Here is a 25,476-nt window from a genome sequence, read left to right on the forward strand (position 1 = left end):
ATCGCTCCCGGGACCGGTGGCGCGCAGCGCTTCCCGCTCGATATCCCACTCACGGCGTGTCTTGCACGACTTGTAGGAACTGACGAGCGACCCGGTTACAGCGAAACGTCTACAGATTACTTTCTCAGGATCGTTTGCAGATTTCGTGGCAGTCGTTGGCGATGGTGTTGACTGAGGCTCTACGCCGAAGAGAGACACTAAAAGCAGGATCAACATAAGAACCTCACCAGTGACGGGATATGGCGGTCTGCCAATTCGATGATAAGGATTGAAGAACGACAATGTCAAACCGACCGATCAAGGGGCATCGTTCGCGCGGATCCGGTGCCGACGCTACCGATCGCGCAAAGATCGAACAGGCGCTCTCCATTGGCGACATCGAGCGGGCGGCCGTCCTTGCCGAGCGCGCCGTCGCGCTGAACCGGATCGATCCGCTAATTCTCAATCTTGCGGCATGGCGCAAGGAAGAGGCGGGGGATTATGGCGCCGCGCATGCGCTGCTGCAGCGCGCGCTGGCGATCAGCCCGGGGGACGTGGCGATCCTCGGATCGATTGGCGCCGTCCTGCGGAAGCAAGGGTTTCTGGACGAAGCGCTTGCGGTGCTCGACACCGTCGTCGCAGCCGAGCCGCGCCATGCCGCCGCCTGGCTGGAACGCGGTTATGTGCTCGACGCACAGCGCGCCGACGAAGCCGCGGCGGCGAGCTACGAACGCGCCATCGCGCTTGATCCGACGCTGTCCCCAGCGCTCGGGAAGCTCGGCGATAGCGCCGCGCGGCGTGGCGATACCGTTGCAGCGGAGACCTATGCGCGCCGCGCGCTCGCCCTCAACCCGCACGAACCCTCTGCCAGTTTCGCCCTCGCCTTGCTGGCGGTCGAAGCGCGGGACGGCGCGCGCGCCGAGGCCGTGCTGCGCCCGCTCCTCGCAACGCGCCTGGCGCCGGAAGATCGGATCCGCTCGCTCACTTTGCTCGGCGACGCCCTGGACCGGCTGGACCGCCCGCCCGAGGCGTTCGCCTGTTACCAGGCCGCACAGGCCACGTTCCGCGATGCGCATCGCGCCTTGCTTGCCCCGCAACCCGGCCGACCGTCGCACCGCGCGTTCATCGAGCGGATCACCGCGCAGGTCGTCGCGACCGGCCACGTCGCGACACGCCCGGCGGTCGCGCCAATCCCCGCAGCGGCGGCAACGCATGTGTTCCTGCTCGGCTATCCCCGTTCGGGAACGACGCTGATCGAGAACATTCTCGCCAGCGCGCCCGATGTCGTCGCGCTGGAAGAACGCGACACGCTGGTCGATCTCGATGCTCGCTTGTTGGCCAACGACGGGACCATGCCGGCAATCGATACGCTCGATCCCGCGATCCTCCACGAGCTGCGGATGGCGTATTGGGATCGCGTCGCGAACCTTGCCGGTCCGGTTGCGGGCAAGGTGCTGGTCGACATGAATCCGTTCAACGGGATCAAGCTGCCGATCCTCGCGCAGGTCTTTCCGGACGCGCGCTTCGTCGTGATGCGCCGGGATCCGCGCGACGTCGTGCTGAGCTGTTTCCGCGTGAATTTCACGCCTGGCGCAGGGGCCTGGGCCTTCAGCGAGCTCGAGGAGACCGCCCGGCATTACGACGCCTTGATGCGGCTGATCGATCTGGCGCTGGAACGCCTGCCGATCGCGTTCCATGAAGTGCGGTACGATCAGCTCGTTGCGACCTTCACGACGACCGTGCGCGCACTCGCCGATTTTGTCGGGATGGCGTGGACCGACGATTTCGAGACGTTCGCCCGCACCGCAAAGGCTCGCGGCGTCCGCACCGCGAGCGAGACGCAAGTCCGCAAGGGACTGTACAATGGCGGCGGACAATGGCGGCGCTATGCCGACCAGCTTGCACCGGTCCTTCCAATCCTGGCCCCGTGGGTCGCGCGGTTCGGCAGCGACGGTTAGTCGACACCAAGCGCCTTTACCGAAACCAGAAAAAAGGGCGGACCTCGCGGCCCGCCCCAGTTACGTCCTTATTATACCAGTCGTCAGAAGCGCACGCTGGCACCGATCGCGAAGCGACGACCAAGCACGTCATACGTCGACGGATAGGTATTGCCGCTGTTGAACGAGGTCGACCCGACGGTTCCGCCGACAATCGGAGCACCGCGATCGAACAGGTTCATCACGGTGAAGGTCAGGTCGAAATGATCCCCGACCGCAACGCGGGTTGCCAGATCGAAGTAGTTATACGCCGGGATCTTGCCGAAGTTGACGACCTTGCCGGCCAGCGCACCCGTTGCGATCGTACCCGAGAAGGTCGTCACGCCGTCTTCAACGCGCATGCGGCTGATATGACGCCAGTTCACCGAGAAATCGATTCGATCGAAGGTCAGCGTCGTGCGCTGGTTCCAGGTGATCTGGGGTTGCAGCGACCCGGCCGACGACGACGGACCCGCCGAAGCCGGCGACCCGCAGTTCTGACCGTAGAGCCCGACGCAGTTCAGCACGTCCGAACCCGGCTTGGCCTGGAACCGCGACCGTGCGGTATAGTTGCCCAGGAAGCTGAGGTTCAGCTTGGCGAAACCGAGGTTACGCCGATAGTTCGCGCTGAGATCGATACCGTCGGTCAACACCCGGCCGTCGTTGGCAGGAATGATACCGAGCCCCTGCGTCGTGGCGGGATCGCCATCGAGCGCACCCGTTGCCGGGTTGCGGCGGATCGAAAGGCAGTTCGGATCGGTTGCGCTAGAAGCCGTCAGGCCCCCACCGGTGCGGTTGCCGAAGCACAGGTTATACGCGTTGCCGGCCGTCAGCTGCGAAATCGCATCACGGATCGAGATGTTGTAATAATCGACCGAGATCGAAAGGCCGGGAACATATTCGGGCTGGAACACGACACCGAGCGTATACGAATCCGACTTCTCGGGGCGGAGGTTGATGTTCCCGCCGCTGGTGAAGTTTGCTTGCGCCGCCGTCGGGACCTGTATGCTCCCGATCGACGCCGTCGGCGCACCTTGTGCAAGGCAGACGGAACGCAGAACCGCGTTTGTCGCTGGAGCGACGCCTGCGCACGCATCATACGAGAGGTTGGTCAGACCGGTCGTGACCGGCGCGAACAGTTCGTTAATGTTCGGCGCGCGGACCGCACGCTGATAGGTACCGCGGATACGGATGCCCCGCACTGGCTCCCAGTTTGCGCCGCCCTTGTAGGTAACCGTGTTGTAGCCGCGCGATGGCGACGTATCGACCTTGTAGCTCGAATAGCGCAACCCGCCCTCGAGCGTCAGGCTCTTGAAGAAGGGCTTGTCCGCGACGAGCGGGACGTTGAGCTCGCCGTAAGCTTCCTTGACGTTATATCCACCGGTGTAGCTTGGCGCAGCACCGCCGGCACCGCCCAGTTCGCCCGCTTGCTGCGACAGCGTGTCCGACGATTGCGAAGCCTGATAGTCGCGATATTCCGCACCGAGTGCAAAGCCGATCGGATCGCTGGCGAAGGGCGAGGCCGCACCGATATCGCCCGTCAACAACGCGCGTGCCTGGGCGAGCGACGTGCGGTTGGTCGAGGTGCTAGTCGCGGTCAGATACGAGATTTGGTTCGCCCCGATCGACCCGTCCGGCCCGAACAAGTTGATCGGAACGCAACCCGTGCCCGCCGTGATGCTGGCGGCACCATTGGGTGCACCGGCGAGACAGGTGGTGGTGTTGGTGGCGAACGCGGCTGCCCGGACGCGCGAGGTCAGGACGTAGTTCTGGATCGTCTGGACGTTCTCCGATTCGCCATACGACCCGTTGACGTCGAGCTTGATCGAGTCGGTGATGCCAACTTTCACGCCTGCGCGATAATCGAACAGCGTCGTCTGATAGTCAGAAATGCGCGACCCGACTTCCGACGTGCGACGGTTGGTTGCGACATTGAAGTAGCGGAAGTTGGGGTCAGCCGGCGAGGTGGCCGTAGCCGCCGCCGCGCACTCGGCCGCAGTAAGCTGTGCAACCTGCACATTGTTCGCGTTGAAGGTCGGGTTGTTGTTGCAGAAGGTCTGCCGTGCTGCTGCGGGAAGGTACGGGTTGGAGAACGGAATCGACAGCGACGAGCCGAAGATGCCCGATGGTGCGATGATCGTGCTCACCTTGTTCTTCGAGAACATGCCGCGCGAATAGACTTCGATGTTGTCCGACACTTCATACCGTGCCGCACCGTAGATGTTATAGCGCTGGAACGGCGTCTGGTAGACGTTGTACGGGTTGAAGTTGAACGGCACGACCGGCGACTGCAGCGCGCCGGTGGTCGGGTTAATCTGGCGGTTGCCCGAGACGCGGTTAGCGCCGGTGCCGAGACCTGCGACCGAAAAGCGCGTCGGAACCGTGGTGCCGGAACCGCCCTGCGCGCCGCTGGTCGAGGTGTAGTTGTTGATCGAAATATCGCGGGCGCCCTGGTACACAGGGTCGGACTTCTGATAGCCGAGCGACAGCACGGCGTTGCCGCGCCCGTCATCGAAATTGGAACCGACGGTCAGGTCGCCACGGAAATACTTGCCATCGCCGCGTTCGGTGATCTGGTTCGAGACCGAAGCCTCGACGCCCGAGAAGTCCTGCCGCGTAATGAAGTTGATGACGCCCGAAACCGCGTCTGCGCCATAGGTGGTAGCAGCGCCGCCAGTCAGCGTGTCGACACGCTGCACCAGTGCGAGCGGGATGTTGTTGAGATCGACACGACCAACGGTGCTCGAAGGCGCAATCCGGTTGCCGTCCAGCAGGATGACGTTGCGGAAGTTGCCGAGGCCGCGAAGATCCGCGAAGGACGCGCCGCCGTTGCCGTTGTTGACCGCCGAACCGATGCTCGCGACCGCGCCCGGCAAGTCACGCAGGATTTGCTCAGCGGTGTTGGTCTGGCGGAGCGCCAGCTCGTCGGAGCTGATCACCGAAACGGGCGTGGAGCTGACCAGATTGGGGTTCCGGATAAGGCTGCCGGTGACGATGATGTCGCTGCCGCCGCTATCGGTGGGAGCAGGCTGGCCAGCCGTATCGGATGGCGGCGTTGCCGGTGCTGTCTGAGCAAAGGCTGGTGCACAGCCCATTGCCGCTGTGGCGAAAAGCGTCGAACCAAGCAGCAGCGATCTCGTCGATGTCTTCATGTTACCCCCGTTTTGGCCGGTACGGCCATATACCTCTAATCCGTTCGTTGCCGGATATTGCAGCATTGCTATTCTAACAGCGGGCAACACGGCAACGACCTAATATGGCGCTAATCACATATTTGTTACGCGTGTGACGTTTTAGCTACATAGGGCCGTCCCGGATGCAATTGCCGCGCTCGGCTTGCAGGGTATAACGGGGCACATTTTCCTTCGGAGTACGGTCCATGCGTCATCGCGTCGCGCCACTATTTGTCAGCTTGGCGTGCTTGCTGCCCACGGTTGCACCGGCCGCCGAGCGACGTAGCGACAGCCTCGTCTCGACCATGAAGGCCTGTGCAACAATACCGGTCGATCAACGTCTTGGCTGTTACGAACGGTCCACGTCGGACCTACTTGAAGCGCTCGACAAACGCGAAATTCGGATCATCGATCGTGAGGCTTTGCAAAGTGCCAAACGTTCGCTTTTCGGCTTCTCGCTCCCGCATCTGAACCTGTTCGGCACCAGCCAGGACGATCCCCGCGCTGCAACCGATACCGACGTCAAGGAGATCACCAGCACGGTGACGGCGGTGCGGCAGGTGTCCTATGGCTTGTGGGGGATCACGCTTTCCGAAGGCGGTGAATGGCAGTCGTTGACCGATTCGCCTGCGTTCGCGCCCCGCAAGGGCGACACGATGACCATAAAGGCTGGGCTACTCGGTCGCTACACCGCGCGCATCGGGAGTGGACGGGCGGTCGACGTCAAACGCATCCGCTAACGCTGTTCGTCTTCCACCATCGGGCCTGCGACCAACAGCGGGTCGATCTTCGCCGCGTTCCAGCGCAGGCTCCAGTGCAAATGCGGGCCGGTCGCGCGGCCGGTCGCGCCCGACAGCGCGATCGGTTGCCCGCGCCGGACATGATCCCCGACCCGCACGTCGATCCGTGACAGATGCAGGAACGCGCTGTTCAGGCCCATCCCATGATCGATCATCAACAGGTTTCCCTCCAGCGTGAACGGATGGTCCGCCGCCAGGATCACCGCACCGTCGGCGGGCGCCACGATGACCGACCCCGTCGGCTTGGCGACGTCGAGCCCGGAATGGTACGATCCCGCCTCACCATTGCGATAGATTCGCTGCGATCCGAACAGCGTCGAGATCCGTCCGGTCGTCGGCCATATGAAGGCTTGTCGCCAGCCTTGCGCATCCGTCTGAAGGCGCCGCGCGGCGACGATCTGCGCGAGTTCGGCGGGACGGAGGCGATCGAATTCGGGTTGCGGCAACGGGATCTTGGGCAAGGTCGACAGGCGCGAGATATCCCATGCGCGCGGCGCGACCGTCAGCGTATCTCGCACTATCTGACCGTCGTCGCGGGTGGCCACGAGCGTCGCGCTTGGCGCCGCATCGCGGTCGAACGCGATCACGAAGCGCCCGTCTGCGGCCACCGGGACGGCGACGCCGTCGAACAGCAATTGCCGAGTCCGTTCGGGAGCGATGCCCAGTAGCAAACCGCCCTGTGTACGGTTGCCGGTGTAGGTGAAGCCGGTGCGCTCGGGTCGCGCGACGGATGCGGGCGCCCGGACCGGGGCAACCGTTGGCCTTGGGCTGCTACGTGGTTCCCTTGCATCAAGCGGTGGCGTCGTCGGAACGACCGCGCAGGCCGCCAGTAGCAGCGAAAGCCCTGCTACCGCACCACGAACCGGGACGTTGCCTAGAACAGCCTTACGCGCCAGCGTCGCCGCCCATTGCCCGGGTCGCGAGCGCCGCCGTGGCATAGGCCTCCTGCCGCGCCACGCTCCAGTAGCGCAAGTCGTCGAGCGCGACCCGCGCGCCCGAAACGGCGCAGACGACATGATCGCCCGGGTTCAGCACGCGAAAGCCGTTCGCCATGAAATGCAGGCGTGCCGCGCGATCGGTGTTGGACATGAGCATCGGCTGAGCGCTTTCGGACGAGGGAAATTACAACAGGGTCGGCTGATCGCCGACGGGACCGACATACGCCTTGCCGCCGCCACGCTCAACCTTGGCGTCGACCTCGCCATCGCGGAAGTGGAGCGTTACGGCCCCTGCCGCGCGCGCCGCCGCCGCCGATCCGACGACCGCGCCGCCTGCCGCCGCGCGAGTCGAGACGAACGCATAGCCCCGGTCGAGGATGCTGTTCGGCCCGAGCGACTGGACGAGCCGCCATGCCGCCGCGGTGCGATCGCGCGCGCGTTCGAGCTGGCGTTCGAGCGTCGACAGCCGCAGCGCCCCCGCCGACCGGTCGAGCTGCCCGCGCGCCAGCGTCACGCGGCGTTCGAGACCGCGGTCGAGCCGCGCACCGACGTCGTCCGCGCGCTGGCGCTGCGGGCCGAGCAGCGCGTCGCGCTTGGGCAGCACGCGGACGAGAGCGGTCAGTTGCTCGCGTCCGCGGTCGTGATAACGCCGCGCGCATTTGCCGGTGCGCTGGCCATAGCCCGCGATCGTCAGGCGCAGGTCTTCGAGGACCGGGACCGCGATCTCGGCGGCGGCGGTCGGCGTTGGCGCGCGACGATCGGCGGCGAAGTCGGCGAGCGTGGTGTCCGTCTCGTGCCCGATCGCCGAGATCGTCGGGATGGTGCAGGCGGCGAGCGCGCGGACGACGACTTCCTCGTTGAACGCCCACAGATCCTCGATCGACCCGCCGCCGCGCGCGACGATGACGAGATCGGGCCGCGTCTCGGGCGGCATCGCGTCGAACCCGCGGATCGCGGCGGCGACTTCCTCAGCCGCGCCCGCGCCCTGCACCTTGACCGGCCACACCAGCACATGCGTCGGGCAGCGATCCTCGAGCCGGTGGAGGATATCGCGGATCACGGCACCGGTCGGGGAGGTGACGACGCCGATCGTCCGCGGCAGGAACGGAAGCGCTTGCTTGCGCTCGGCCGAGAACAGCCCCTCGGCGGCGAGCTTGGCCTTCAATTTCTCGAGCAGCGCCATCAGCGCGCCCTCGCCCGCCAGTTCCATCCGGTCGATGATGATCTGGTATTTGGAACGCCCCGGATAGGTCGTGATCCGGCCCGAGACGATCACCTCCGCACCGTCCTGCGGCTGGAACCCGAGAGCGGCGACCTGTCCCTTCCAGATGACGCCGTCGAGCACCGCGCTGTCGTCCTTGAGGCTCAGATACGCATGGCCCGAGGCAACGCGCTTGTAGCCCGAGATTTCGCCGCGAAGCCGGACGCTGCCGAACTCGCTTTCGACCGCGCGCTTGAGCTTGCCCGCGAATTCGCCGACGCTCATGACCGAATTGCCTGGTGCGCCCGCTGCCGAGGGGCCGTTGTCGGCAGCACCGTCCCCCGCTAGGAGGCGGGCCGCGGCGTCAAAAAGAGGGTCCGACATGAATATCCTACTGATCGGATCGGGTGGACGCGAACATGCGCTGGCCTGGAAGCTCGCGCAGTCCCCGCTGTGCGATACGCTGTTTGCCGCGCCGGGCAACCCGGGGATTGCGGAACACGCCACGCTCGTCCCGCTCGACGTGCGCGACCATGCGGCGAGCGTTGCGTTTTGCACGACCAATCACGTCTCGCTGATCGTCATCGGGCCGGAAGCGCCGCTGGTCGACGGGCTCGGTAATTCGCTGCGGGCGGCAGGGTTTGCGGTGTTCGGGCCGGACAAGGCCGCCGCGCAACTGGAGGGATCCAAGGCGTTCACCAAAGCGCTGTGCGACCACGCGCACATCCCGACCGCACGCTATGCGCACGTGAAGTCGCTTGACGAGGCGCTGGCGAGCCTGGGCGCGTTCCTGCTGCCAGTGGTGGTCAAGGCGGATGGCCTCGCGGCGGGCAAGGGCGTGACGGTTGCCGCCACCCGCGCCGAGGCCGAAGCGGCGCTGGGCGACCTGTTCGCCGAAGCGGGCGGCGAAGCGGTGATCGAGGAATTCCTCGACGGCGAGGAAGCGAGCCTGTTCGTGCTGACCGATGGCAAAGCGATCCTCCCGTTCGGCTCGGCGCAGGATCACAAGCGCGTCGGCGAGGGCGACATTGGTCCCAATACCGGCGGGATGGGCGCGTACAGCCCGGCGCGCGTGCTCACTCCAGAACTGGAGGCGCGCGCCCTCGACGAGATCGTCCGGCCGACCGTGGCGGCGATGGCGGCGGCGGGGACGCCGTTTTCGGGCGTGCTGTACGCTGGGCTGATGCTGACCGCGGACGGCCCCAAGCTGATCGAATATAACGCGCGCTTCGGCGACCCCGAATGCCAGGTGCTGATGGCGCGGCTCGAATCGGACCTGGTGCCGATCCTGCTCGCGGTCGCGCAGGGCACGCTTGCCGACCACGGTGCCGCGCAGTGGCGCGATGCGGTTGCACTGACCGTGGTGATTGCCGCGAACGGATATCCGGGGACGCCCGAGGCCGGGAGCGCAATCGACGGGATCGCCGAGGCCGAAGCGACCGGCGCAATCGTGTTCCAGGCGGGTACGCGGGCCGCGGCAGGCGGAATCGTTGCGTCTGGGGGCCGCGTACTCGCAGTGACCGGGTTGGGTGATACGATCGGCGCGGCGCGTGACGCGGCGTATCGCGGCGTCGACGCGATCGCCTTTCCCGGCGGTTTCTGCCGCCGCGACATCGGCTGGCGCGAGATTGCGCGCGCGGGCAACTGAGCGCCCGTTTTCGCGCGACGCCAAGGGTTGGCGTGCGCTACGACGATCCACTGTATTGAGGAGTAACCGATGGCCGCCACGCCCGAAAACCCGAACCAGGCGATCGACTTCATGATGCCGATCACCACGGCGCACGTCGCGCTGATGGTCGTGCTCGCCGTACTGGCAGTGGCGACGATCGTTTGGGGCAGCATCCTCGTCCGCCGTCGCAAGGGCGCCGCGAAACAGGTCGAACGCAATTTCGAGATCGCGGAAGCGAACGGCGCCACCCATGAGCCGACCGTCTCGCCGGACGGCACGCAGGTCACGACGCTGTCGGAGGACGTGGCCGAGCAGCCTGTGCCATCGCCCGCGCCGCGCACGGTGGCCCCTGCTCCGACTCCGGCAGCCCCCCCGCCCCCTGCCCGGCGCGCCGCGCCGACACCCGATCCGTTACCGACGCCCGCGCCAATGTTTCAGCCGACCACGGACACCCCCGCGGCGACCGGGCTTACGCAGATCAAGGGGCTCGGCCCCAAGCTTGCCGCGACACTCGCCGATTTGGGGATCACCCACGTCGACCAGATCGCCGCACTCAGCCCCGCAGAAGCCGAGACGCTCGATGCGAAGCTCGGCGCCTTCCGCGGCCGGATGGCGCGGGATCGCTGGATCGAACAGGCCAAGTTGCTCAGCGCAGGGGACCGCGCAGGGTATGAGGCGCAGTTCGGGAAATTGGGGGGCTGAGAAGGCGCTCCACCCTGCGGCGCTTCTGCGAGAGCCCAGGGTTACCAACGCGGTCTGTTGGAGCTCTGGGTTCCCGCCTATTGCAGGAACACGGCGCTACCCGACTTCGCTGACCAGCAGCTTGTCGATCCGTCGGCCGTCGAGATCGACCACTTCGAACTTCCACCCCTGTTCGACGAAGCTTTCGCCCTCGCCCGGCAAGTGGCGGAACACCGCGAGCGCGAGGCCGGCGACCGTCGCATAATCGCGGTCCTCGGGCAGATCGATCCCCAACCGTTCGGCCAGCGCATCCACCGCCATCTGCCCTGCGACCAGCAAAGATCCGTCGTCGCGGGTCACCACCGAGGGCGCTTCCTCGGGGTCCGAATCGGACGCGAACTCGCCCGCGATCGCGGCGAGCAAGTCGGCCGGGGTCACGATCCCCTCGAAATGCCCGTATTCGTCATGGATCAGCGCCATCGGCACTTCCGCCTGGCGCAGCGCGTCGAGTGCGTCCATCGCGTCGATCTGGTCGAGCACGACCGGCGCCTGACGCATCAGCGCGCGCACGTCGAGCGGCTGGCCCTTGAACAGCGCCACCGCAATGTCGCGCGCCTGTACCACGCCGATCACAGTATCGACCGACCCCTCCGCCACCGGCAATCGGCTGTGTGACGCGGTCATCAGCGCCGCGCGGATGCCCATCTCGTCGAGCGTTGCGTCGATCCATTCGATGTCGGTACGCGGCGTCATCACCTCGCGCACCGGGCGATCCGCGAGCCGAACGACACCCGAGATGATCGAGCGCTCATGCTCCTCGATCACGCCCGACTTGGACGCCTCGGCGACGATCAGGTGGAGTTCCTCGGCGGTGACGTGCTCCTCGGTCTCGCGCTTCAGCCGCATCAGGCGAAACAGCAGGCCGGACGACGAATCGAGCAGCCACACCACTGGTGCGGTCGCCCAAGCCAGCCACAGGAGCGGCCCCGCCATCACCGCGGCGATCGGCTCGGGCGCGCGCAGCGCGATCTGCTTGGGGACGAGCTCGCCGATCACCAGCGAGGCATAGGTTGTGATTCCAATCACTAACGCGAAGCCGATCGTCTGCGTCAGCTCGGTGCCGAGCCCCAGGAACTCGAGCCGTGCGCCGACCGGCCCGCCCAGGCTCGCGCCCGAATAGGCACCCGACAGGATACCGATCAGCGTGATCCCGATCTGCGTCGTCGACAGGAACTTGCCAGGGTCGGACGCCAGCGTCAGCGCGACGCGTGCGCCGCGTTTACCGCTGCGCGCCATCGCGTCGAGCCGCGCCTTGCGCGCGGAAACGATGGCAAGTTCGGACATGGCGAAAACGCCGTTGAGCAGGATGAGCGCGAAAATGATCGCGACGTCGATCCAGGGAAAGGGGGGAAGTGGGTGCATGGCGCACGACGTCCTTTGCGCGATTTGCGCGATTGCACAACCGTTCTGCTGCGACGAGTCGCGTTTCGCTACGGTCTGGACACCCAATCAGCGCCGATTGACGAAGAAACCGCGCAATAATGTCGCGGCCTCGCTCTCCCCGATGCCGGGAAAGATCTCGGGGCGGTGATGGATCGTGGGTTGCGTGAAGATTCGCGGTCCATGTTCGACCGCGCCGCCTTTCGGATCGCTCGCGCCGTAATAGAGCCGCGCGATGCGCGCATGAGCGATCGCACCGGCACACATCGCGCACGGCTCGAGCGTGACCCACAAGTCGCAGTCATCGAGCCGCTCGTTGCCGATCGCCAAAGCCGCCGCGCGAATCGCCAGGATCTCGGCGTGTGCGGTTGGATCGTGGCGCGTTCGGGGGGCATTGGCCGCCGTAGCGATGATCTCGCCGCGCCGCAGGACGACCGCGCCGACGGGCACCTCCCCTGCCTCCGCCGCCTGCGCCGCGGCGTCGAGCGCGGCGCGCATGGCGGGGGGCAGCAGCAGGGAGGCGATCGACATCCGGTCTTCCTGCCCGATTGGCGAGCGCCGAACCAGAGCCTGGCAGGCCATCTGCACGGCTTATTGCGTGGTTACCGTATTGCTGTTCGCATCGGCCGGCTTGTTGACCTTGAGCGTCGGCACCGAAATCGTCTTGGTGGTCGTTCCGACCGTGGGAACCTCAACCGACTTGTTCGCCGTACCGAATTCGACCGTCGCCATCTTCGCCTCGACCTCGGGCGCCTTGCCGCCCTGAACGCTCACCGATGGCAACGCGCCGGCGAACGTATCGATCTTTAACATGCCGAGCGAGACGAGCGCAACCACGACCTAGGCCGCGATCCCCACCAAAGCCAATAAAAAGCGCATCCTACTCTCCCCAAACGCCCTGACATTCGAACCGTTACCGTAACCAAACGCGGTTTGCGCGCGGAAGGTTGCATCGCTCCGAGCGGGTCGGGTGACGCCGCGATGTTGCAGTAAAAAGGCTGAATCGGTTGACGGGCCCCGGCGCTTTCGGTAAGCGCGCCCCCTTCTAGGGGTTCGTCATGGGCCCCACCGGACATTCAGGAATTTACGATGTCGCGTATTTGCGAACTGACCGGCAAGGGCCGGATGGTGGGAAACAACGTCTCCCACGCCAACAACAAGACCAAGCGCACGTTCCTGCCGAATCTGCAGAACGTCACGCTGATGTCTGATGCGCTGGGCACCAGCATCAAGCTGCGCGTCTCGGCACACGGCCTGCGCTCGGTCGAGCACGTCGGCGGTCTCGACAATTGGCTGGTCAAGACGACCAACGACAAGCTGTCGCTGCGCTGCCGTCGCCTCAAGCGCGACGTTTCCAAGAAGCTCGTCGCTGCACAGGCTCCTGCGGCGTAAGCCTCAGTTCCGGTCGCCGCGTGCGACCGGATCCAGTCTGAACTTCAGCAGCAGGCTGCGCTGCACCGGCAACTGGTTATCGTCCGAGACGAGCCAGATGACGGTGGCGCGGCCTTCTTGCGTTGCGGTCACGCCTTCGAAATTGTCGTGGATCAGCGGGGCCTCCAGCGTCTCGATCTCGCGCCCGCGCACCTGTGCGCCCGGCTTGACGTCGGCGGGGTCGACGATCGTCAGCACGTTGGAGAAGCGGAACCACGCGAACCGCCGGTTGAGGATCAGCCAGCGTCCGTCGGGGAGCAGCGTCATGTCGCTCGGGCTGCTGTCCTTGGGCGGGATATAGTCGAATCGGAACCCGCGCCGTGGATCGACCGTAGGGTCGCCCGCGAAGACGATCCCTGCCCGACCCTTGTGCCCGCGCCACGGCTTGACCTCTCCGATCGTGACCATCCCCCCGCGGGGAAGCAGCATCATCGCTTCCGGCCCCATATTGTCGGGCCACCCGCGCATCGCCGGCGGCGCGACGTGCGCCTCGGCGTGGGTAAAGCTTGGATCGTAGCGCCAGAACGCATTCTCATTCTCGAACCCGACCCAGATCGCGCCGCTCTGCGGATCGACGCTCATCGATTCGCTGTCGCGATCGCGTTTCTCCCAGCCCGTGGCGGGACCGTCGGGTAATTCGGCAAAGCTCTGGTCGTGGACCTGCCACGACGAATCGAGCCGGAACCGGACGATGTCGCCGCTGTCGCTCAGCAACGTGAACCGATCGCCCGCCAGCGACAGCGCCGAGAATCCCCCGAATTGCGGATCGCGGCTCTTGAGCCGGACGCCCCCCAGATAGACCAGATCGCCGACTCGTCGACGCTGCGCATCCCGCGGGTCGAGCGCCACAGGCTCGACGACGAAGCTCGGATCGGTCCCGAGCAGCGGGATGCGTGCATGTCCACTCCATTCGGGGACGAACAGCGCGAACAGCAAGGCACAGATCAAGAAACGCACCGACAGCCCCTGCGGGACGCTTCCGGACGACGCAACCGGCTTTCTCGCCTGAACGGACGCTAACAACCGCATTCAGGCTCGTATCAGCGCGACTCGCTCATATCGGCAGCATCGGGACACACCACACCGAGAGGGAGACGACGATGTTCAAGAAGCTCATGCTCGCCACTACGACGATGGCCATCGCCGTTTCCGGCTTGGCCGCAACCCCCGCCAGCGCGCAGCGCTATTACGATCGCGGCGACGCGTACGCTTATGATCGCGCCTATCGCGACGGGTACAATCGCGACGACGGGTATCGCGAGGTCTACCGCGGTGGATATCGCGACGATCGTCGCGGCTATTATGAGGATCGTCATGGCTATGACGACGGCGGTTACAATGACCGGCGCTATTATAACACGTCACGCAACCGCTGCCGCAGCGGTGACAGCGGCACGATCATCGGCGCGATCGCGGGTGGCTTGCTCGGCAATGTGGTAGCCGGACGCGGCGACCGGACGCTGGGAACAGTGCTCGGGGCCGGTGGCGGCGCCCTCGCGGGCCGCGCGATCGATCGCGATGGACGACCGCGCTATTGCCGTTGATCGGCTGATCGAACATCAACCGGGCAGGGTCAGCCCCCCTGTCCGGTGGAGGCAGTACTTCCTACGCGTGCCGTCGGATCTTACCGGCAAGGGCGTCTAAAACCGGGAACCCGAAGCGTCAGAACGCCGTGAGCGACGTATCCACCGTCCACCGGGCGTAGAGTTCGATGCAATTGACGACGATGATCAGGAAGACGACACCGAGAAGGGTGGGATCGCGCGAGACGAGCCGCCGTTTCAACTCCGGTGCCGCTATGACGGTCGACGTCATGGTCGCCATCAGCAACCACAAGGAATAGCGCTGTTCGCTGGCGACGTTCACGACAGCAAAGGCGGCGCTGTACAGGATTGCCGACGTCAGCATTGCCCGCGCGGCAATCAGCTCGATTTGATCGCGATAGGCCGTTCCGCCGATCATAAGATATAAGCCGACCGCAAGGACGATCATACTGGCGGCCGAGAGGATCGTAACGCTTCGCAGATTATCGAGCAGCCAGCCTTTACCGCTGACGAAGGGTGGTTTTGCGTTGTCCCGGTTCCCATGCGCCAGTGCGACATGGAACGGCGGGACATAGAAAAAGAACGCCGAATTCAAGTTCAGAAGACGATGTTCGAGATAGCTGACCGGATGCTTCTTGATCGCACCGATCCAGATCGAGGATAGCTGCGGATCTGACCTGACCATTTCGGTAAACGGCTTGCAGCGCACGCCCAACGTGTCGTGCATCACCGGGCTATAGCAATGCAGCGTCTCGGGATACTGACCGGCATACTCTCGCAAGACGGTGCGGTCGCCCGACAGGCGAACGATCCCCATCACGTCGAAAAACTGCAACGTTCCGATCGCGCCACCGGGGCTTGCCCCCAGGATGGTGCGGTTCACGAAGGATGACGTCGGGATCAGCAGAACGGCGATCACTGCGGACAGCGCCAACGTTTTGGGCAGGCTTGCGATCGTGAGGCGGCTCCCGAAAAGGAGCAGGAACAGGGGCGGAACCGCAAAGACGGCATTCGCCCGGATCAACGTTCCGTAGAACAGCAGCAGCGCTACAAGGACCACCGTTGCCACGCTCCACCCACCGCGTCGCTGGACCCGCAGCCAAACACCGACCACCGCCAGGAACGACGACGCCAATCCGACGTCGCTGATGACGACGATATTCATCATGATGAGCAGCGGCGTCGCGCCGATCGCGACCACGACCAGCCCGGATATCGGCCCGGCACGACGATGCAATTCATAGCCCAGGAGAATGAAGGCAAACCAGTACATCAGCAGATGCGCGACATAGATCGGCGCGGTGCCGTCCGCGATCGGATGCAAAAGGCTCCAGAGCCGCGTCATGACCGGCGGGTGGTAGTCGTTGTATACGCCGGACGTTACCTGCCAATATTGGATCAGAGCGTCGAATTTCAGCTCGCCAGGATAGCGGTACAGAATATTGCCGAGCATGAGGACGAGACCGACTGCGATCAGCGTCCAGCGCGACTGCACGAGTCTATGCCAAAGGGGGATTGCCTGATCGCTCATTGCGCGCTGCCAAGATCGCGCCCCGATGCGACGAGACAGCAGGTCCCGTGATGCACCACCGTACCGCCAAGGCCCGTAGGTTGGCCACTCCGCCTGCGGGGTACGCGGGCAGCCGTCAGCGCGCATGCGGACCTAGGTGATTGCCATGATAATTCGAGGCCATCGGAGAACATGTGTGCAACTCCACTTAAGCTGCCGAGGTTAACCGCCAGGCCGTTTTGACGACGTAGTGCGAACACCGTTTCAAAGTAAATACCAGACGTAGCGGCGATCTCGCCAAGTTGGTTTGGCCCGGTACCGATCGTTGCGACCGGCCTTCCGAAGATCCGGGGCGTCCCGGTTCGCACGGGATACACCGTAGCGGCGCGGCGGAAACGAGCGCGGTCGTCCCCACCGCCCCCGGTTTACCGGTCCCGCCGCCCCAAGAGCCGCAACCGCAGCGCGTTCAGCTTGATGAACCCGGCGGCATCGCGCTGGTCATACGCGCCCTGGTCGTCCTCGAACGTGACAACCTTCTCCGAATAGAGCGACTGCGGCGACTTGCGGCCGGTGACGTTGACCGACCCCTTGTACAACTTGAGCCGGACGGTCCCCTCGACCTTCGCTTGGCTGTGGTCGATCGCCGCCTGCAGCATCTCGCGCTCCGGCGAGAACCAGAAGCCGTTGTAGAGCAGCTCCGCATAGCGCGGCATCAGCTCGTCCTTGAGGTGCGCAGCACCCCGATCCAGCGTGATCTGCTCGATCCCGCGATGCGCGAGGTGATAGATCGTGCCGCCCGGCGTCTCGTACATCCCGCGCGACTTCATCCCGACGAAGCGATTCTCGACCAGGTCGAGTCGTCCGATGCCATGCTTGCGGCCAAGCTCGTTGAGCGCCTCCAACAGCGATGCGGGGGACATGCCCACGCCGTTGAGCGCAACGCCGTCACCGCGCTCGAAATCGATCGTGATCGTCTCCGGCTGGTCGGGCGCGTCCTCGGGGCTGACCGTGCGCGAATAGACATAGTCCGGCACCTCGTCCCACGGGTTCTCGAGCACGAGCCCTTCCGACGAGGTGTGGAGCATGTTCGCGTCGGTCGAAAACGGTGCCTCGCCACGCTTGTTGTGCGGGATCTCGATCTGGTGCTGCTCGGCCCATTCGATCAGCCGGGTGCGGCTGGTCAGGTCCCACTCACGCCACGGCGCGATCACCTTGATGTCGGGTGCGAGCGCGTAATAGCCGAGCTCGAAGCGAACCTGATCGTTGCCCTTGCCGGTCGCGCCGTGGCTGACCGCATCCGCGCCGACCATCCGTGCGATCTCGATCTGCCGCTTGGCGATCAGCGGCCGCGCGATCGACGTGCCGAGCAGGTACAGCCCCTCGTACAGCGCATTGGCGCGCATCATCGGGAAGACGTAGTCCTTGACGAACTCTTCGCGCAGATCGTCGATGAAGATGTGCTCGGGCTTGACGCCGGCCTGCTGCGCCTTGCGGCGCGCAGGTTCCAGTTCCTCGCCCTGCCCGAGGTCGGCGGTGAAGGTGACGACCTCGCATTGATAGGTCTGCTGCAACCACTTGAGGATGACGCTGGTGTCGAGGCCGCCCGAATAGGCGAGGACGACCCGGTTGATTTTGTCAGTCACAGGCAGGATCCTTCAAGTTCGGCTGCCCCCTATGCGAGGGGGCGGGAGGGTGCAACGGGCTAGCCGCGAAAAGCGCGCTCGGTCTCGATCATGTAATCGCGCGTGATCGGCAGGACGTGGCGGTTCTTGGCGAACTGGATCTGATAGTTGACCATTCCGCCGAAGTGGAACGCCGCGCCCGCCCCCGCCAGATAAAATTGCCACATCCGGTAGAACGGCTCGTCGTACAGCGCGATGATCTGCTCGCGCGCGGCGACGGTGCGGTCGTACCAGTCGTCGAGCGTATAGCCATAGTGCAGCCGCAGCACCTCGACGTCGGTGACCATGAAGCGCAGGCCTTCGTTGGCCGAGATGATCTCGGACAAGGCCGGATTATAGCCGCCGGGGAAGATGTACTTGGTCGTCCACTTGTCGGTCACGCCGGGCCCGCCCGCGCGGCCGATCGTGTGGAGCAGCATCACGCCGTCCTCGGTCAGCAAGTCGCGGCACTGGCGGAAGAAGGTCTTGTAATGCGCCGGGCCGACATGTTCGAACATGCCGACCGAGACGATCCGGTCGAACGTGCCGGTCAGGTGGCGATAATCGATCAGCTCGAACTTGACGCGATCGGCGACCCCCGCCTCCTGCGCGCGCCGCCGCGCGACCTTGAGCTGTTCCTCGGAAAGCGTGACACCGAGCACATCCGCGCCGGTATGCTGATGCAGATACAGCGCCATCCCGCCCCAGCCGCAGCCGATGTCGAGCACCGTCATCCCCGGCTCGAGCGCGAGCTTGGCGGCGATATGCGCCTTCTTGTCGCTTTGCGCCTGCTCCAGGCTGTTGCCCGGGCTCGCATAATAGGCGCAGCTATACTGGCGGTCTTTGTCGAGGAAGAGATCATAGAGGCGATCGGACAGATCGTAATGGTGCGCGACGTTGCGCTTCGAGCGGCGCGCCATGTTCACACGCTCGATCCGGTGGGTCACCGCCTGGATCGCGCGGCGCATCGGCGATGCGGCAAGGCCGTTCGCGCCCGCTTCCCACGGATCGTTCGCGGTCAGCAGCCGGACGAGGTCGCGGACGTCACCCTGCTCTACCACGAGCCGGCCATTCATATAGGCTTCGCCCGCGCCGAGGCCGGGATCGCGGACGATCGCGGCGGCGGCGCCGGCATCGGTGAAGCGGATGGTTACGTCCGGGAAGCGCGGATCCGCAGTTCCGAAGCGAACGGTCTTTCCATCGGCATGATGTACGGTGAGCGTGCCACGCTTTACGCGCCTGGCGAGAAACAAGTCGATAAGGGCCATGTGCGGCCCATTAACGCCTCATATGCCCGCATACCAATCGTAATCGACATTATCCTCCCAATAACCGCCCTTGCCGAGGCCGATCCCGGTGAGCGAGGCCACCGCATCGATCGCCATGACGTATTTGGCGTGCTTGTAGCCGAGCTGGCGCTCCAGTCGCAGCCGCACCGGCGCACCGTGCCCGACGTCGAGAAGCTGGTCGTTCATCCCCCACGCCAGGATCGTCTGCGGGTGGAAAGCGTCGATCAGGTCGATCGACTCGTAATAGTTCGCGCCCGAGTAGAGATCCCCGCAGGTGAAGACGATGTAGCGTACTGAGTCCTTCACCCCGGCTGCCTTGAGCACGCTGCCGAGCATCGGCCCGTGCCACTTGCCGATCGCGCTCCAACCCTCGACGCAATCGTGCCGGGTGATCTGGGTGCGCGCGGGCATCGCCATCAGCTGCGCGTGCGAGATCGCGAGCGGTCGCGTGACGAGGCCGCCGACCTTGAGCCGCCAGCTGGCAAACCTGTCCGCGACCATCGCGGCATATTCGGGCGTGCCGGGGTTGCTGGTGCCGTTGGTGCGGAAGAAGGGCGACATCTGATCGACGCGGTATTCGGGCGCGAGGCTGTGCCGGTTCGACAGCGCGCGCTGCAGCCCCATGTTGAGCTTCTCGCCCGAGAACAGGATCTTCCGTGCCGCAGGCAGCTCTGCGACGCGGTCGCACCCGGCGAGCAAAGCGCCGGTGCCGAGCGCGGCGGTCTTCACCAGCGCGCGACGGGTGATCAGGCTGCTCATGCTGCGTCCTCACGCTTGTCGTGGCCGGGGATTCGCCACCAGCCGGTAATCATCGAGCGCGTTTCGGGCCACGCGCCCGCCAGGATGACGAGCGCGAGATGGACGATGATGAACAGCACGACGCCGACCATCGCGATGAAATGCACCGAGCGCGCAGACGCGCGCCCCCCCATCAGATCGAGCAGCCACGGCCACGCCGCATCCATGCCCGGCGACAGCGCCAGCCCCGACAGGATCATTGCCGGCAGCAGCACGAAGATCGTCAGCACATACGCCAGCTTCTGGAAGATATTGCGCGCATTGGGCTGCTTCGGATCATGGAAGCGCAGTGCGGCATGCTCCTTCGCGTCATACCAGAGATGCGCAGGCGTCAGTTCGCGCGCGCGGATCCGGAAGTCGCGCTGGAAGTGGCGGTTGAGCAAGCTGGAAACCATGTAGAACAGCAGACCGAACCCCAGCACCAGCGCGAACAGGAGATGCCAGCGCCGCGCAATCGCAAGATTATAGCCCGCCGGGATCGTCAGCCACGACGGCGCACGTACGGTGTGCAGCCAGGCGTGGTCCGCATTCGCGCCGAACTGCCCCCAATAGAGATGCGGATGCGCGTTGAGGATGGTCAGCCCGCTGCCGATCATGATGAAGATCGTGATCGCGGAAACCCAGTGCCAGATTCGCGTTGTCAGCCGGTGCCGATAGATCGGCGTGGCCGTACCGGGCGGGGGGATGTCGGGGGAGCGGGTTGCGTCGGTCATGCAGGTGCCTATTCGTGCGGTCGGCGGCGGTGCTTCCATCTACCGCGATTCCGTTGCGTCGCCCACCGCAAACCACGCCTCCGAGGATAACGCCATGTCGGACCACCATTTTTATGAACCCAAGGATGGCCATGCGGGCATTCCCGGGCTCCGCCATGATCCGCTCAACGCGATCATCGCGCCGCGTCCGATCGGGTGGATCAGCACGCTGGCGGAAGACGGCACGCGCAATCTCGCGCCATACAGCTTCTTCAACCTGTTCAACTATCGCCCGCCAATCATCGGCTTCTCGTCGATGGGGTGGAAGGACAGCGCGGCCAACATCACCGCGACGGGCGAATTCGTGTGGAACCTCGTCACGCGCGATCTGGGCGACGCGATGAACGCGAGCGCAGCGACCGTCGGCCCCGAGGTGGACGAGTTCGATCTGGCGACGCTTGCCACGGCACCCGCGCGGCTGGTCAAACCGCCACGTGTTGCATCGAGCCCGGTCGCGTTCGAATGCCGCCACACGCAGACGTTGCGGTTGACCACCAAGGAGGGCGACGCCCTCGACCAGTGGATGATCCTGGGCGAAGTGATCGGCATCCATATCGCCCCGAACCTGATCGCGGATGGGGCGTATCAGACCGCGGCGGCGCATCCCATTTTGCGCGGGGGCGGCCCGAGTGACTATTTCGAGATCGGGGAGGACGCGTTGTTCAAGATGCGGCGGCCGGGGTGAGGCGCCGGCGCCCCTCAAAAGTCTTAAAAGTGCGCGCTTGGCCGTTCTATGATTTGGCTTTAAGGCTTTAAGGCGATGAATATATCGCTTCCTACCGTTCAGTTCGGAACGGATATCTCCGAGTGTGATCGCGAGCCGATTCACATTCCCGGCAGCATCCAGCCCCATGGCTTATTGCTCATTGTAACCGCCGCCGATCAGCGCGTTGTTGCGGGGGCGGGCAGGTTGGAGACGGTATTCGGGGAGGATTGGCTGGGACAGACCGTCACCGCGCTGCTGGGCGAAGGCGCTTCCCAGTTGCTCGGTGATTCGGTTCGACCGGTGTGCGTGTTCAGCGAGGTCGCCACGGCGGGTTGGGAGGGCGCCGCGCATCGCGATGGAGATCGCTGGCTGATCGAGCTCGAACCGTCCGATGCGCACAGTGCTACCGATATTCTCAGCTGGATCGACGATGTCGGAGTCAGCTTCGAGCGATCGGGCGGCTTGATCGAACTGTGCGAGCGCGCGGCGAAGAACTTTCGCAGCCTGATCGGGTTCGACCGGGTGATGATCTACCGGTTCCTCGATGATGATTCCGGCGTGGTCATCGCGGAGGATGCCGCGCCCCGTCTCGCCAGTTATCTCAACCATCACTTTCCCGCGTCCGACATCCCGCAGCAGGCGCGCGCGCTGTATTTGCGCAACCGCGTGCGGGTGATTCCCGACGTCGATTACCAGCCCGATCCGATCCGCCCCGCCGTCGAGGCTGGGGTGGACCTGAGCGATGTCGAACTGCGCAGCGTTTCGCCGATCCACATCCAGTATCTCAAGAACATGGGCGTTGCCGCCTCCGCATCGATCTCGATCGTCAAGGATGGCGTGCTGTGGGGCCTGGTCGCCTGTCACCACATGGCGCCGCGGCACTTGAGCGCGCCGACACGGCGCGCGGCCGCTTTGGTGGCGGGCGGGCTCGCCCGTCAAATCACCGCCAAGGAACAGGCCGACGATTACCGTGAGCGCCTGCGGATTCGTGCCGACGAGGACGTGATCGCCGCACATCTGGCGAGCGACACCGACCCGGCGCATCTGTTCAAGACGGCGGGTGCGGATCTGCGGCGGATGTTCGAAGCCGATGGCTTCGCGATCATCGACGGAGACACCATTCATGTCGACGGAGCAACTCCCGAGCAGGATCAGATCCTGCAGGTTGCCGGCTGGTTTCGCCAGAAGGGCGTCGAGCCGTTCCACACCGACAGCCTGTCGACGCTTTTCCCGGCCGCCGCCGCCTATCGCGAACGCGCGAGCGGGCTGCTCGCAATCACCCTGTCGTTCCAGACGCCAACCATCCTGATGTGGTTCCGGGCGGAAGAGAAGCAGGTCGTCGAATGGGCAGGCAATCCGCACAAGGCGGTCAACCTGCAACCAGGCGAGAAGCTCACGCCGCGGGCATCGTTTGATTCGTGGTCGCAGGTCGTGCTCGGCAAGGCACGGCGGTGGTCGCATACGGAAATCGAGGCGGCGCGCCGGTTGCTTGGTCGACTGTACGATGCGCGGCAGAACCGCCGTATCCGTGATCTGGCGGACAATCTCAGCATCGCGGTTGCCGACAAGGATCGTCTGATCGCGCAACAGGAGACCTTGCTGAAGGAGGTCAACCACCGCGTCCAGAACAGCTTGCAGCTGGTGATGGCGTTTCTCGCGCTGCAAGGCCGCGCCAGCGAGGACCCTGCCCTGACCGCGCACTTGACCGAGGCGCAGCGGCGCCTGTCGGCGGTCGCGCTGGTCCATCGGCGTCTCTACACCGACGATAACGTCCAATCGATCGACCTTTCGCGCTACCTGTCCGACCTGATCGTCGACCTCAAGGGGTCGATGGGTGCGGAATGGGAGAACCAGTTCGTGCTGGATCTCGCCCCCGTCACGATCGCGGCGGACGATGCGGTCCAGGTCGGGCTGGTGCTGGTCGAACTTGTCATCAACGCACAGAAATACGCTTATGGCGGCGCGCCGGGACAGATCTTCGTGACGCTGGAACAGCATCGCGCGCGTTTCCGGCTGATCGTCGCGGATGCGGGCCGCGGCAAGACCGGCACGCGCAAGGGCTTTGGGACGCGGATGCTCGACTCGATGGTCCGGAGGTTGAGCGGCACGCTTGAAGTCACCGACAATCTTCCCGGTGTCCGGACCGTGCTGACCGCCCCCATCACCCATCCGCGCAGTCCCGCGGAAACGATTGCGAATGGCACATATCAATGAGCACGGATCAAGCCAGCGGCGTACCGGCAGACGGCGCGTTCGATCAGCCCAGCGACGATCTGATCGGCCGCCCCGGCGAACGCCACTGGAAACAGAGCACGATTACCGACCCGTCGCTGGAGAAGCGCGGCGGTATCTTCTTCGCCGCGATCGAGATGACGCGGATGCCGATGGTTCTCACCAATCCGAGGATGACGGATAATCCGATCGTGTTTGCGAACAACGCGTTCCTGGATCTTACCGGATACGATCAGGACGAAGTGGTCGGTCGCAATTGTCGTTTCTTGCAAGGCCCGCTGACCGATCGCGCCGTCGTCGCGCAGTTGCGCACCGCGATCGCCGAACGCCGCGCGATCAGCCTCGAAATCCTCAATTACCGCCGCGACGGCTCGCCCTTCTGGAACGGGGTCTTCCTTGGGCCGGTTTATGACGAAGCGGGCGAACTGCTGTATTTCTTCGCGAGCCAGTTGGACGTGAGCCGCCGCAAGGAGGCCGAAACCAATGCCATGCAGAGCCAGAAGATGGAGTCGATCGGGCAACTGACCGCCGGTCTGGCGCATGACTTCAACAACCTGCTCCAGGTGGTCAACGGCAGCCTGGAGCTGATGGCGGCGAAGCGCGAGGATCAGCGTGCCTTCAAGCGCTATCACGAGGCAGCGCTGACCGCCGCGCAGCGCGGCACCAAGCTCACGGCGCAGTTGCTGTCCTTCGCACGGCGCAGCCGCCTGGAGCCCCGCCAGGTCGAGATTTCGAGCTTGGTGTCCGAAATCGCGGAGTTGCTCGAGTCGACCGTCGGGTCGCGCGTCGATCTGCAACTGAATCTGCGCCGTCGCCTCCCCGCGATTCAGGTCGACCCGGTCCATTTCGAAACGGCGCTGATCAACGTGGTCAGCAACGCCCGCGATGCCATCGAAGCGGGGGGGACGATCACGATCGCGACGTCGCTGCGGCAGATCGCTACGGACGAGATCCTCGGCCTCGCCGCTGGCAGCTACGTCCTGCTCGAAATCGTGGACAGCGGCCACGGAATGACGCAGGCCGTGCTCGACCGCGCGATCGAGCCATTCTTCACGACCAAGCCGAAAGGCGCCGGAACCGGCCTTGGGCTCGCTATGGCACAAGGGTTCGCGCAGCAATCCGACGGGGTCCTGAAGCTGAGCAGCACCGAGGGCGAAGGCACGACGGTGCGCTTTTACTTTCCAATCGCGGAGCATGACAGGCCAGTTCAGGCGCTCGAACCGGACACGACGGGGTTCCGTGCGGAGGAAGTCGACAAGGTGGACCCGCCGCTTATCCTGGTGGTCGAGGACGAAGCGGCGATCGCTTTCCTTGCGGAAGAAATCCTCAGTGACGCAGGATATGCGGTCAAGGTCGCGAACGACGCGGACGAAGGGCTGCGCCTGTTCGAGCAACTCGATCGCGAGAACGGCGTGGCGCTGGTGTTCTCGGACGTGGTGATGCCGGGACCGCGCAACGGCCTTGCGCTCGCGCACGAGATCCGCGGGCGGAACCCCAAGGTTCCGATCCTGATGACGACCGGCTATAACGACGAGATGTCGATCAATGGCCCGCAACCCGAAGCGCTCGACGTGCTCGGCAAACCGTATCGCAAGGAGGAGCTGGTCGAACGCGTACAGGCGGCGTTGCGCCGACGCGCCGGCCCCGCGCATCAGCGTTCCGATTTCGGCCACGCGCTGGGATGATCCGGAACACG

The 25,476-nt window shown here is 64.8% G+C and carries 22 protein-coding genes; 9 read left to right on the forward strand and 13 right to left on the reverse strand.

From position 1 onward, the window contains the following. Window positions 1–281 precede the first annotated feature (281 nt). Entirely contained in the window at window positions 282–1,937 is a 1,656-nt protein-coding gene (locus QBJ92_RS01305) for a tetratricopeptide repeat-containing sulfotransferase family protein (protein WP_277967858.1), read from the forward strand. 83 nt (window positions 1,938–2,020) lie between these two features. Here QBJ92_RS01305 and QBJ92_RS01310 read toward each other — a convergent pair whose 3' ends face one another. Continuing rightward, window positions 2,021–5,107: a TonB-dependent receptor domain-containing protein gene (locus QBJ92_RS01310; protein WP_277967859.1), complete on the reverse strand. Its 3,087-nt coding sequence runs from the start codon at window positions 5,105–5,107 to the stop codon at window positions 2,021–2,023. 227 nt (window positions 5,108–5,334) lie between these two features. Between QBJ92_RS01310 and QBJ92_RS01315 the strand changes: the two genes are divergently transcribed. Further along, the gene (locus QBJ92_RS01315) at window positions 5,335–5,868 is read left to right on the forward strand and encodes a hypothetical protein (protein WP_277967860.1); all 534 of its coding nucleotides are present in this window, start codon (window positions 5,335–5,337) and stop codon (window positions 5,866–5,868) included. Here QBJ92_RS01315 and QBJ92_RS01320 read toward each other — a convergent pair. From QBJ92_RS01320 to xseA, 3 genes are all read right to left on the reverse strand, one after another. Next, a complete protein-coding gene (locus QBJ92_RS01320) occupies window positions 5,865–6,599 on the reverse strand; it encodes a M23 family metallopeptidase (protein WP_431358345.1) in 735 nt (244 codons plus the stop codon). The two genes, QBJ92_RS01315 and QBJ92_RS01320, sit on opposite strands and share 4 nt — an antisense overlap. A gap of 214 nt (window positions 6,600–6,813) precedes the next feature. Beyond that, on the reverse strand, window positions 6,814–7,023 hold the full coding sequence (locus QBJ92_RS01325) for a DUF2093 domain-containing protein (RefSeq protein WP_277967861.1): 210 nt from the start codon (window positions 7,021–7,023) through the stop codon (window positions 6,814–6,816). A 27-nt stretch (window positions 7,024–7,050) separates the two neighbouring features. Then, window positions 7,051–8,451 (reverse strand): exodeoxyribonuclease VII large subunit, encoded by a 1,401-nt coding sequence (gene xseA / locus QBJ92_RS01330; RefSeq protein WP_431358346.1) that lies wholly within the window; start codon window positions 8,449–8,451, stop codon window positions 7,051–7,053. On the opposite strand from xseA, the gene purD reads away from it, so the two are divergent. Both purD and QBJ92_RS01340 read left to right on the forward strand, forming a co-directional pair. Next, on the forward strand, window positions 8,450–9,715 hold the full coding sequence (gene purD / locus QBJ92_RS01335; protein ID WP_277967862.1) for a phosphoribosylamine--glycine ligase: 1,266 nt from the start codon (window positions 8,450–8,452) through the stop codon (window positions 9,713–9,715). The genes xseA and purD overlap by 2 nt on opposite strands. Before the next feature lie 69 nt (window positions 9,716–9,784). Further along, window positions 9,785–10,438 carry a hypothetical protein gene (locus tag QBJ92_RS01340; RefSeq protein WP_277967863.1) on the forward strand — a complete coding sequence of 218 codons (654 nt, stop codon included), beginning with the start codon at window positions 9,785–9,787 and terminating at the stop codon, window positions 10,436–10,438. A 96-nt stretch (window positions 10,439–10,534) separates the two neighbouring features. Here QBJ92_RS01340 and QBJ92_RS01345 read toward each other — a convergent pair whose 3' ends face one another. From QBJ92_RS01345 to QBJ92_RS01355, 3 genes are all read right to left on the reverse strand, one after another. Continuing rightward, on the reverse strand, window positions 10,535–11,839 hold the full coding sequence (locus QBJ92_RS01345) for a hemolysin family protein (protein WP_277967864.1): 1,305 nt from the start codon (window positions 11,837–11,839) through the stop codon (window positions 10,535–10,537). Between the two features lie 87 nt (window positions 11,840–11,926). Beyond that, window positions 11,927–12,355 (reverse strand): nucleoside deaminase, encoded by a 429-nt coding sequence (locus tag QBJ92_RS01350; protein ID WP_277967967.1) that lies wholly within the window; start codon window positions 12,353–12,355, stop codon window positions 11,927–11,929. Window positions 12,356–12,448: 93 nt separating this feature from the next. Then, window positions 12,449–12,694 carry a hypothetical protein gene (locus tag QBJ92_RS01355; protein ID WP_277967865.1) on the reverse strand — a complete coding sequence of 82 codons (246 nt, stop codon included), beginning with the start codon at window positions 12,692–12,694 and terminating at the stop codon, window positions 12,449–12,451. 252 nt (window positions 12,695–12,946) lie between these two features. Here QBJ92_RS01355 and rpmB point away from each other — a divergent pair, with 252 nt between their 5' ends. Further along, window positions 12,947–13,249 carry a 50S ribosomal protein L28 gene (gene rpmB, locus QBJ92_RS01360; protein ID WP_277967866.1) on the forward strand — a complete coding sequence of 101 codons (303 nt, stop codon included), beginning with the start codon at window positions 12,947–12,949 and terminating at the stop codon, window positions 13,247–13,249. Window positions 13,250–13,252: 3 nt separating this feature from the next. Here rpmB and QBJ92_RS01365 read toward each other — a convergent pair whose 3' ends face one another. Further along, on the reverse strand, window positions 13,253–14,245 hold the full coding sequence (locus QBJ92_RS01365; RefSeq protein ID WP_347342773.1) for an esterase-like activity of phytase family protein: 993 nt from the start codon (window positions 14,243–14,245) through the stop codon (window positions 13,253–13,255). A 143-nt stretch (window positions 14,246–14,388) separates the two neighbouring features. Here QBJ92_RS01365 and QBJ92_RS01370 point away from each other — a divergent pair, with 143 nt between their 5' ends. After that, window positions 14,389–14,832, forward strand: a complete 444-nt coding sequence (locus tag QBJ92_RS01370) for a glycine zipper 2TM domain-containing protein (protein WP_277967868.1) — start codon at window positions 14,389–14,391, stop codon at window positions 14,830–14,832. Between the two features lie 118 nt (window positions 14,833–14,950). On the opposite strand, the gene QBJ92_RS01375 is transcribed toward QBJ92_RS01370, so the two are convergent. From QBJ92_RS01375 to QBJ92_RS01395, 5 genes are all read right to left on the reverse strand, one after another. Further along, entirely contained in the window at window positions 14,951–16,363 is a 1,413-nt protein-coding gene (locus tag QBJ92_RS01375; protein ID WP_277967869.1) for a hypothetical protein, read from the reverse strand. 404 nt (window positions 16,364–16,767) lie between these two features. Then, window positions 16,768–17,985: an argininosuccinate synthase gene (locus tag QBJ92_RS01380; RefSeq protein ID WP_277967870.1), complete on the reverse strand. Its 1,218-nt coding sequence runs from the start codon at window positions 17,983–17,985 to the stop codon at window positions 16,768–16,770. Between the two features lie 59 nt (window positions 17,986–18,044). Continuing rightward, a complete protein-coding gene (locus tag QBJ92_RS01385) occupies window positions 18,045–19,271 on the reverse strand; it encodes an SAM-dependent methyltransferase (protein WP_277967871.1) in 1,227 nt (408 codons plus the stop codon). 18 nt (window positions 19,272–19,289) lie between these two features. After that, on the reverse strand, window positions 19,290–20,051 hold the full coding sequence (locus QBJ92_RS01390) for a molybdopterin-dependent oxidoreductase (RefSeq protein ID WP_277967872.1): 762 nt from the start codon (window positions 20,049–20,051) through the stop codon (window positions 19,290–19,292). Further along, window positions 20,048–20,803, reverse strand: coding sequence for a cytochrome b/b6 domain-containing protein (locus QBJ92_RS01395; protein WP_277967873.1), 756 nt, complete (start codon window positions 20,801–20,803; stop codon window positions 20,048–20,050). The genes QBJ92_RS01390 and QBJ92_RS01395 overlap by 4 nt, the downstream gene beginning before the upstream one ends. Before the next feature lie 94 nt (window positions 20,804–20,897). Here QBJ92_RS01395 and QBJ92_RS01400 point away from each other — a divergent pair, with 94 nt between their 5' ends. From QBJ92_RS01400 to QBJ92_RS01410, 3 genes are all read left to right on the forward strand, one after another. After that, window positions 20,898–21,527 (forward strand): flavin reductase family protein, encoded by a 630-nt coding sequence (locus QBJ92_RS01400; protein ID WP_277967874.1) that lies wholly within the window; start codon window positions 20,898–20,900, stop codon window positions 21,525–21,527. Between the two features lie 75 nt (window positions 21,528–21,602). Then, on the forward strand, window positions 21,603–23,762 hold the full coding sequence (locus QBJ92_RS01405; RefSeq protein ID WP_277967875.1) for a histidine kinase dimerization/phosphoacceptor domain -containing protein: 2,160 nt from the start codon (window positions 21,603–21,605) through the stop codon (window positions 23,760–23,762). Then, complete coding sequence (locus QBJ92_RS01410) at window positions 23,759–25,465, forward strand: response regulator (RefSeq protein WP_277967876.1); 1,707 nt, start codon at window positions 23,759–23,761, stop codon at window positions 25,463–25,465. The genes QBJ92_RS01405 and QBJ92_RS01410 overlap by 4 nt, the downstream gene beginning before the upstream one ends. Window positions 25,466–25,476 lie beyond the last annotated feature (11 nt).

Source organism: Sphingomonas echinoides (genome assembly GCF_029623395.1).
Taxonomy (GTDB): Bacteria; Pseudomonadota; Alphaproteobacteria; order Sphingomonadales; family Sphingomonadaceae; genus Sphingomonas; species Sphingomonas echinoides_A.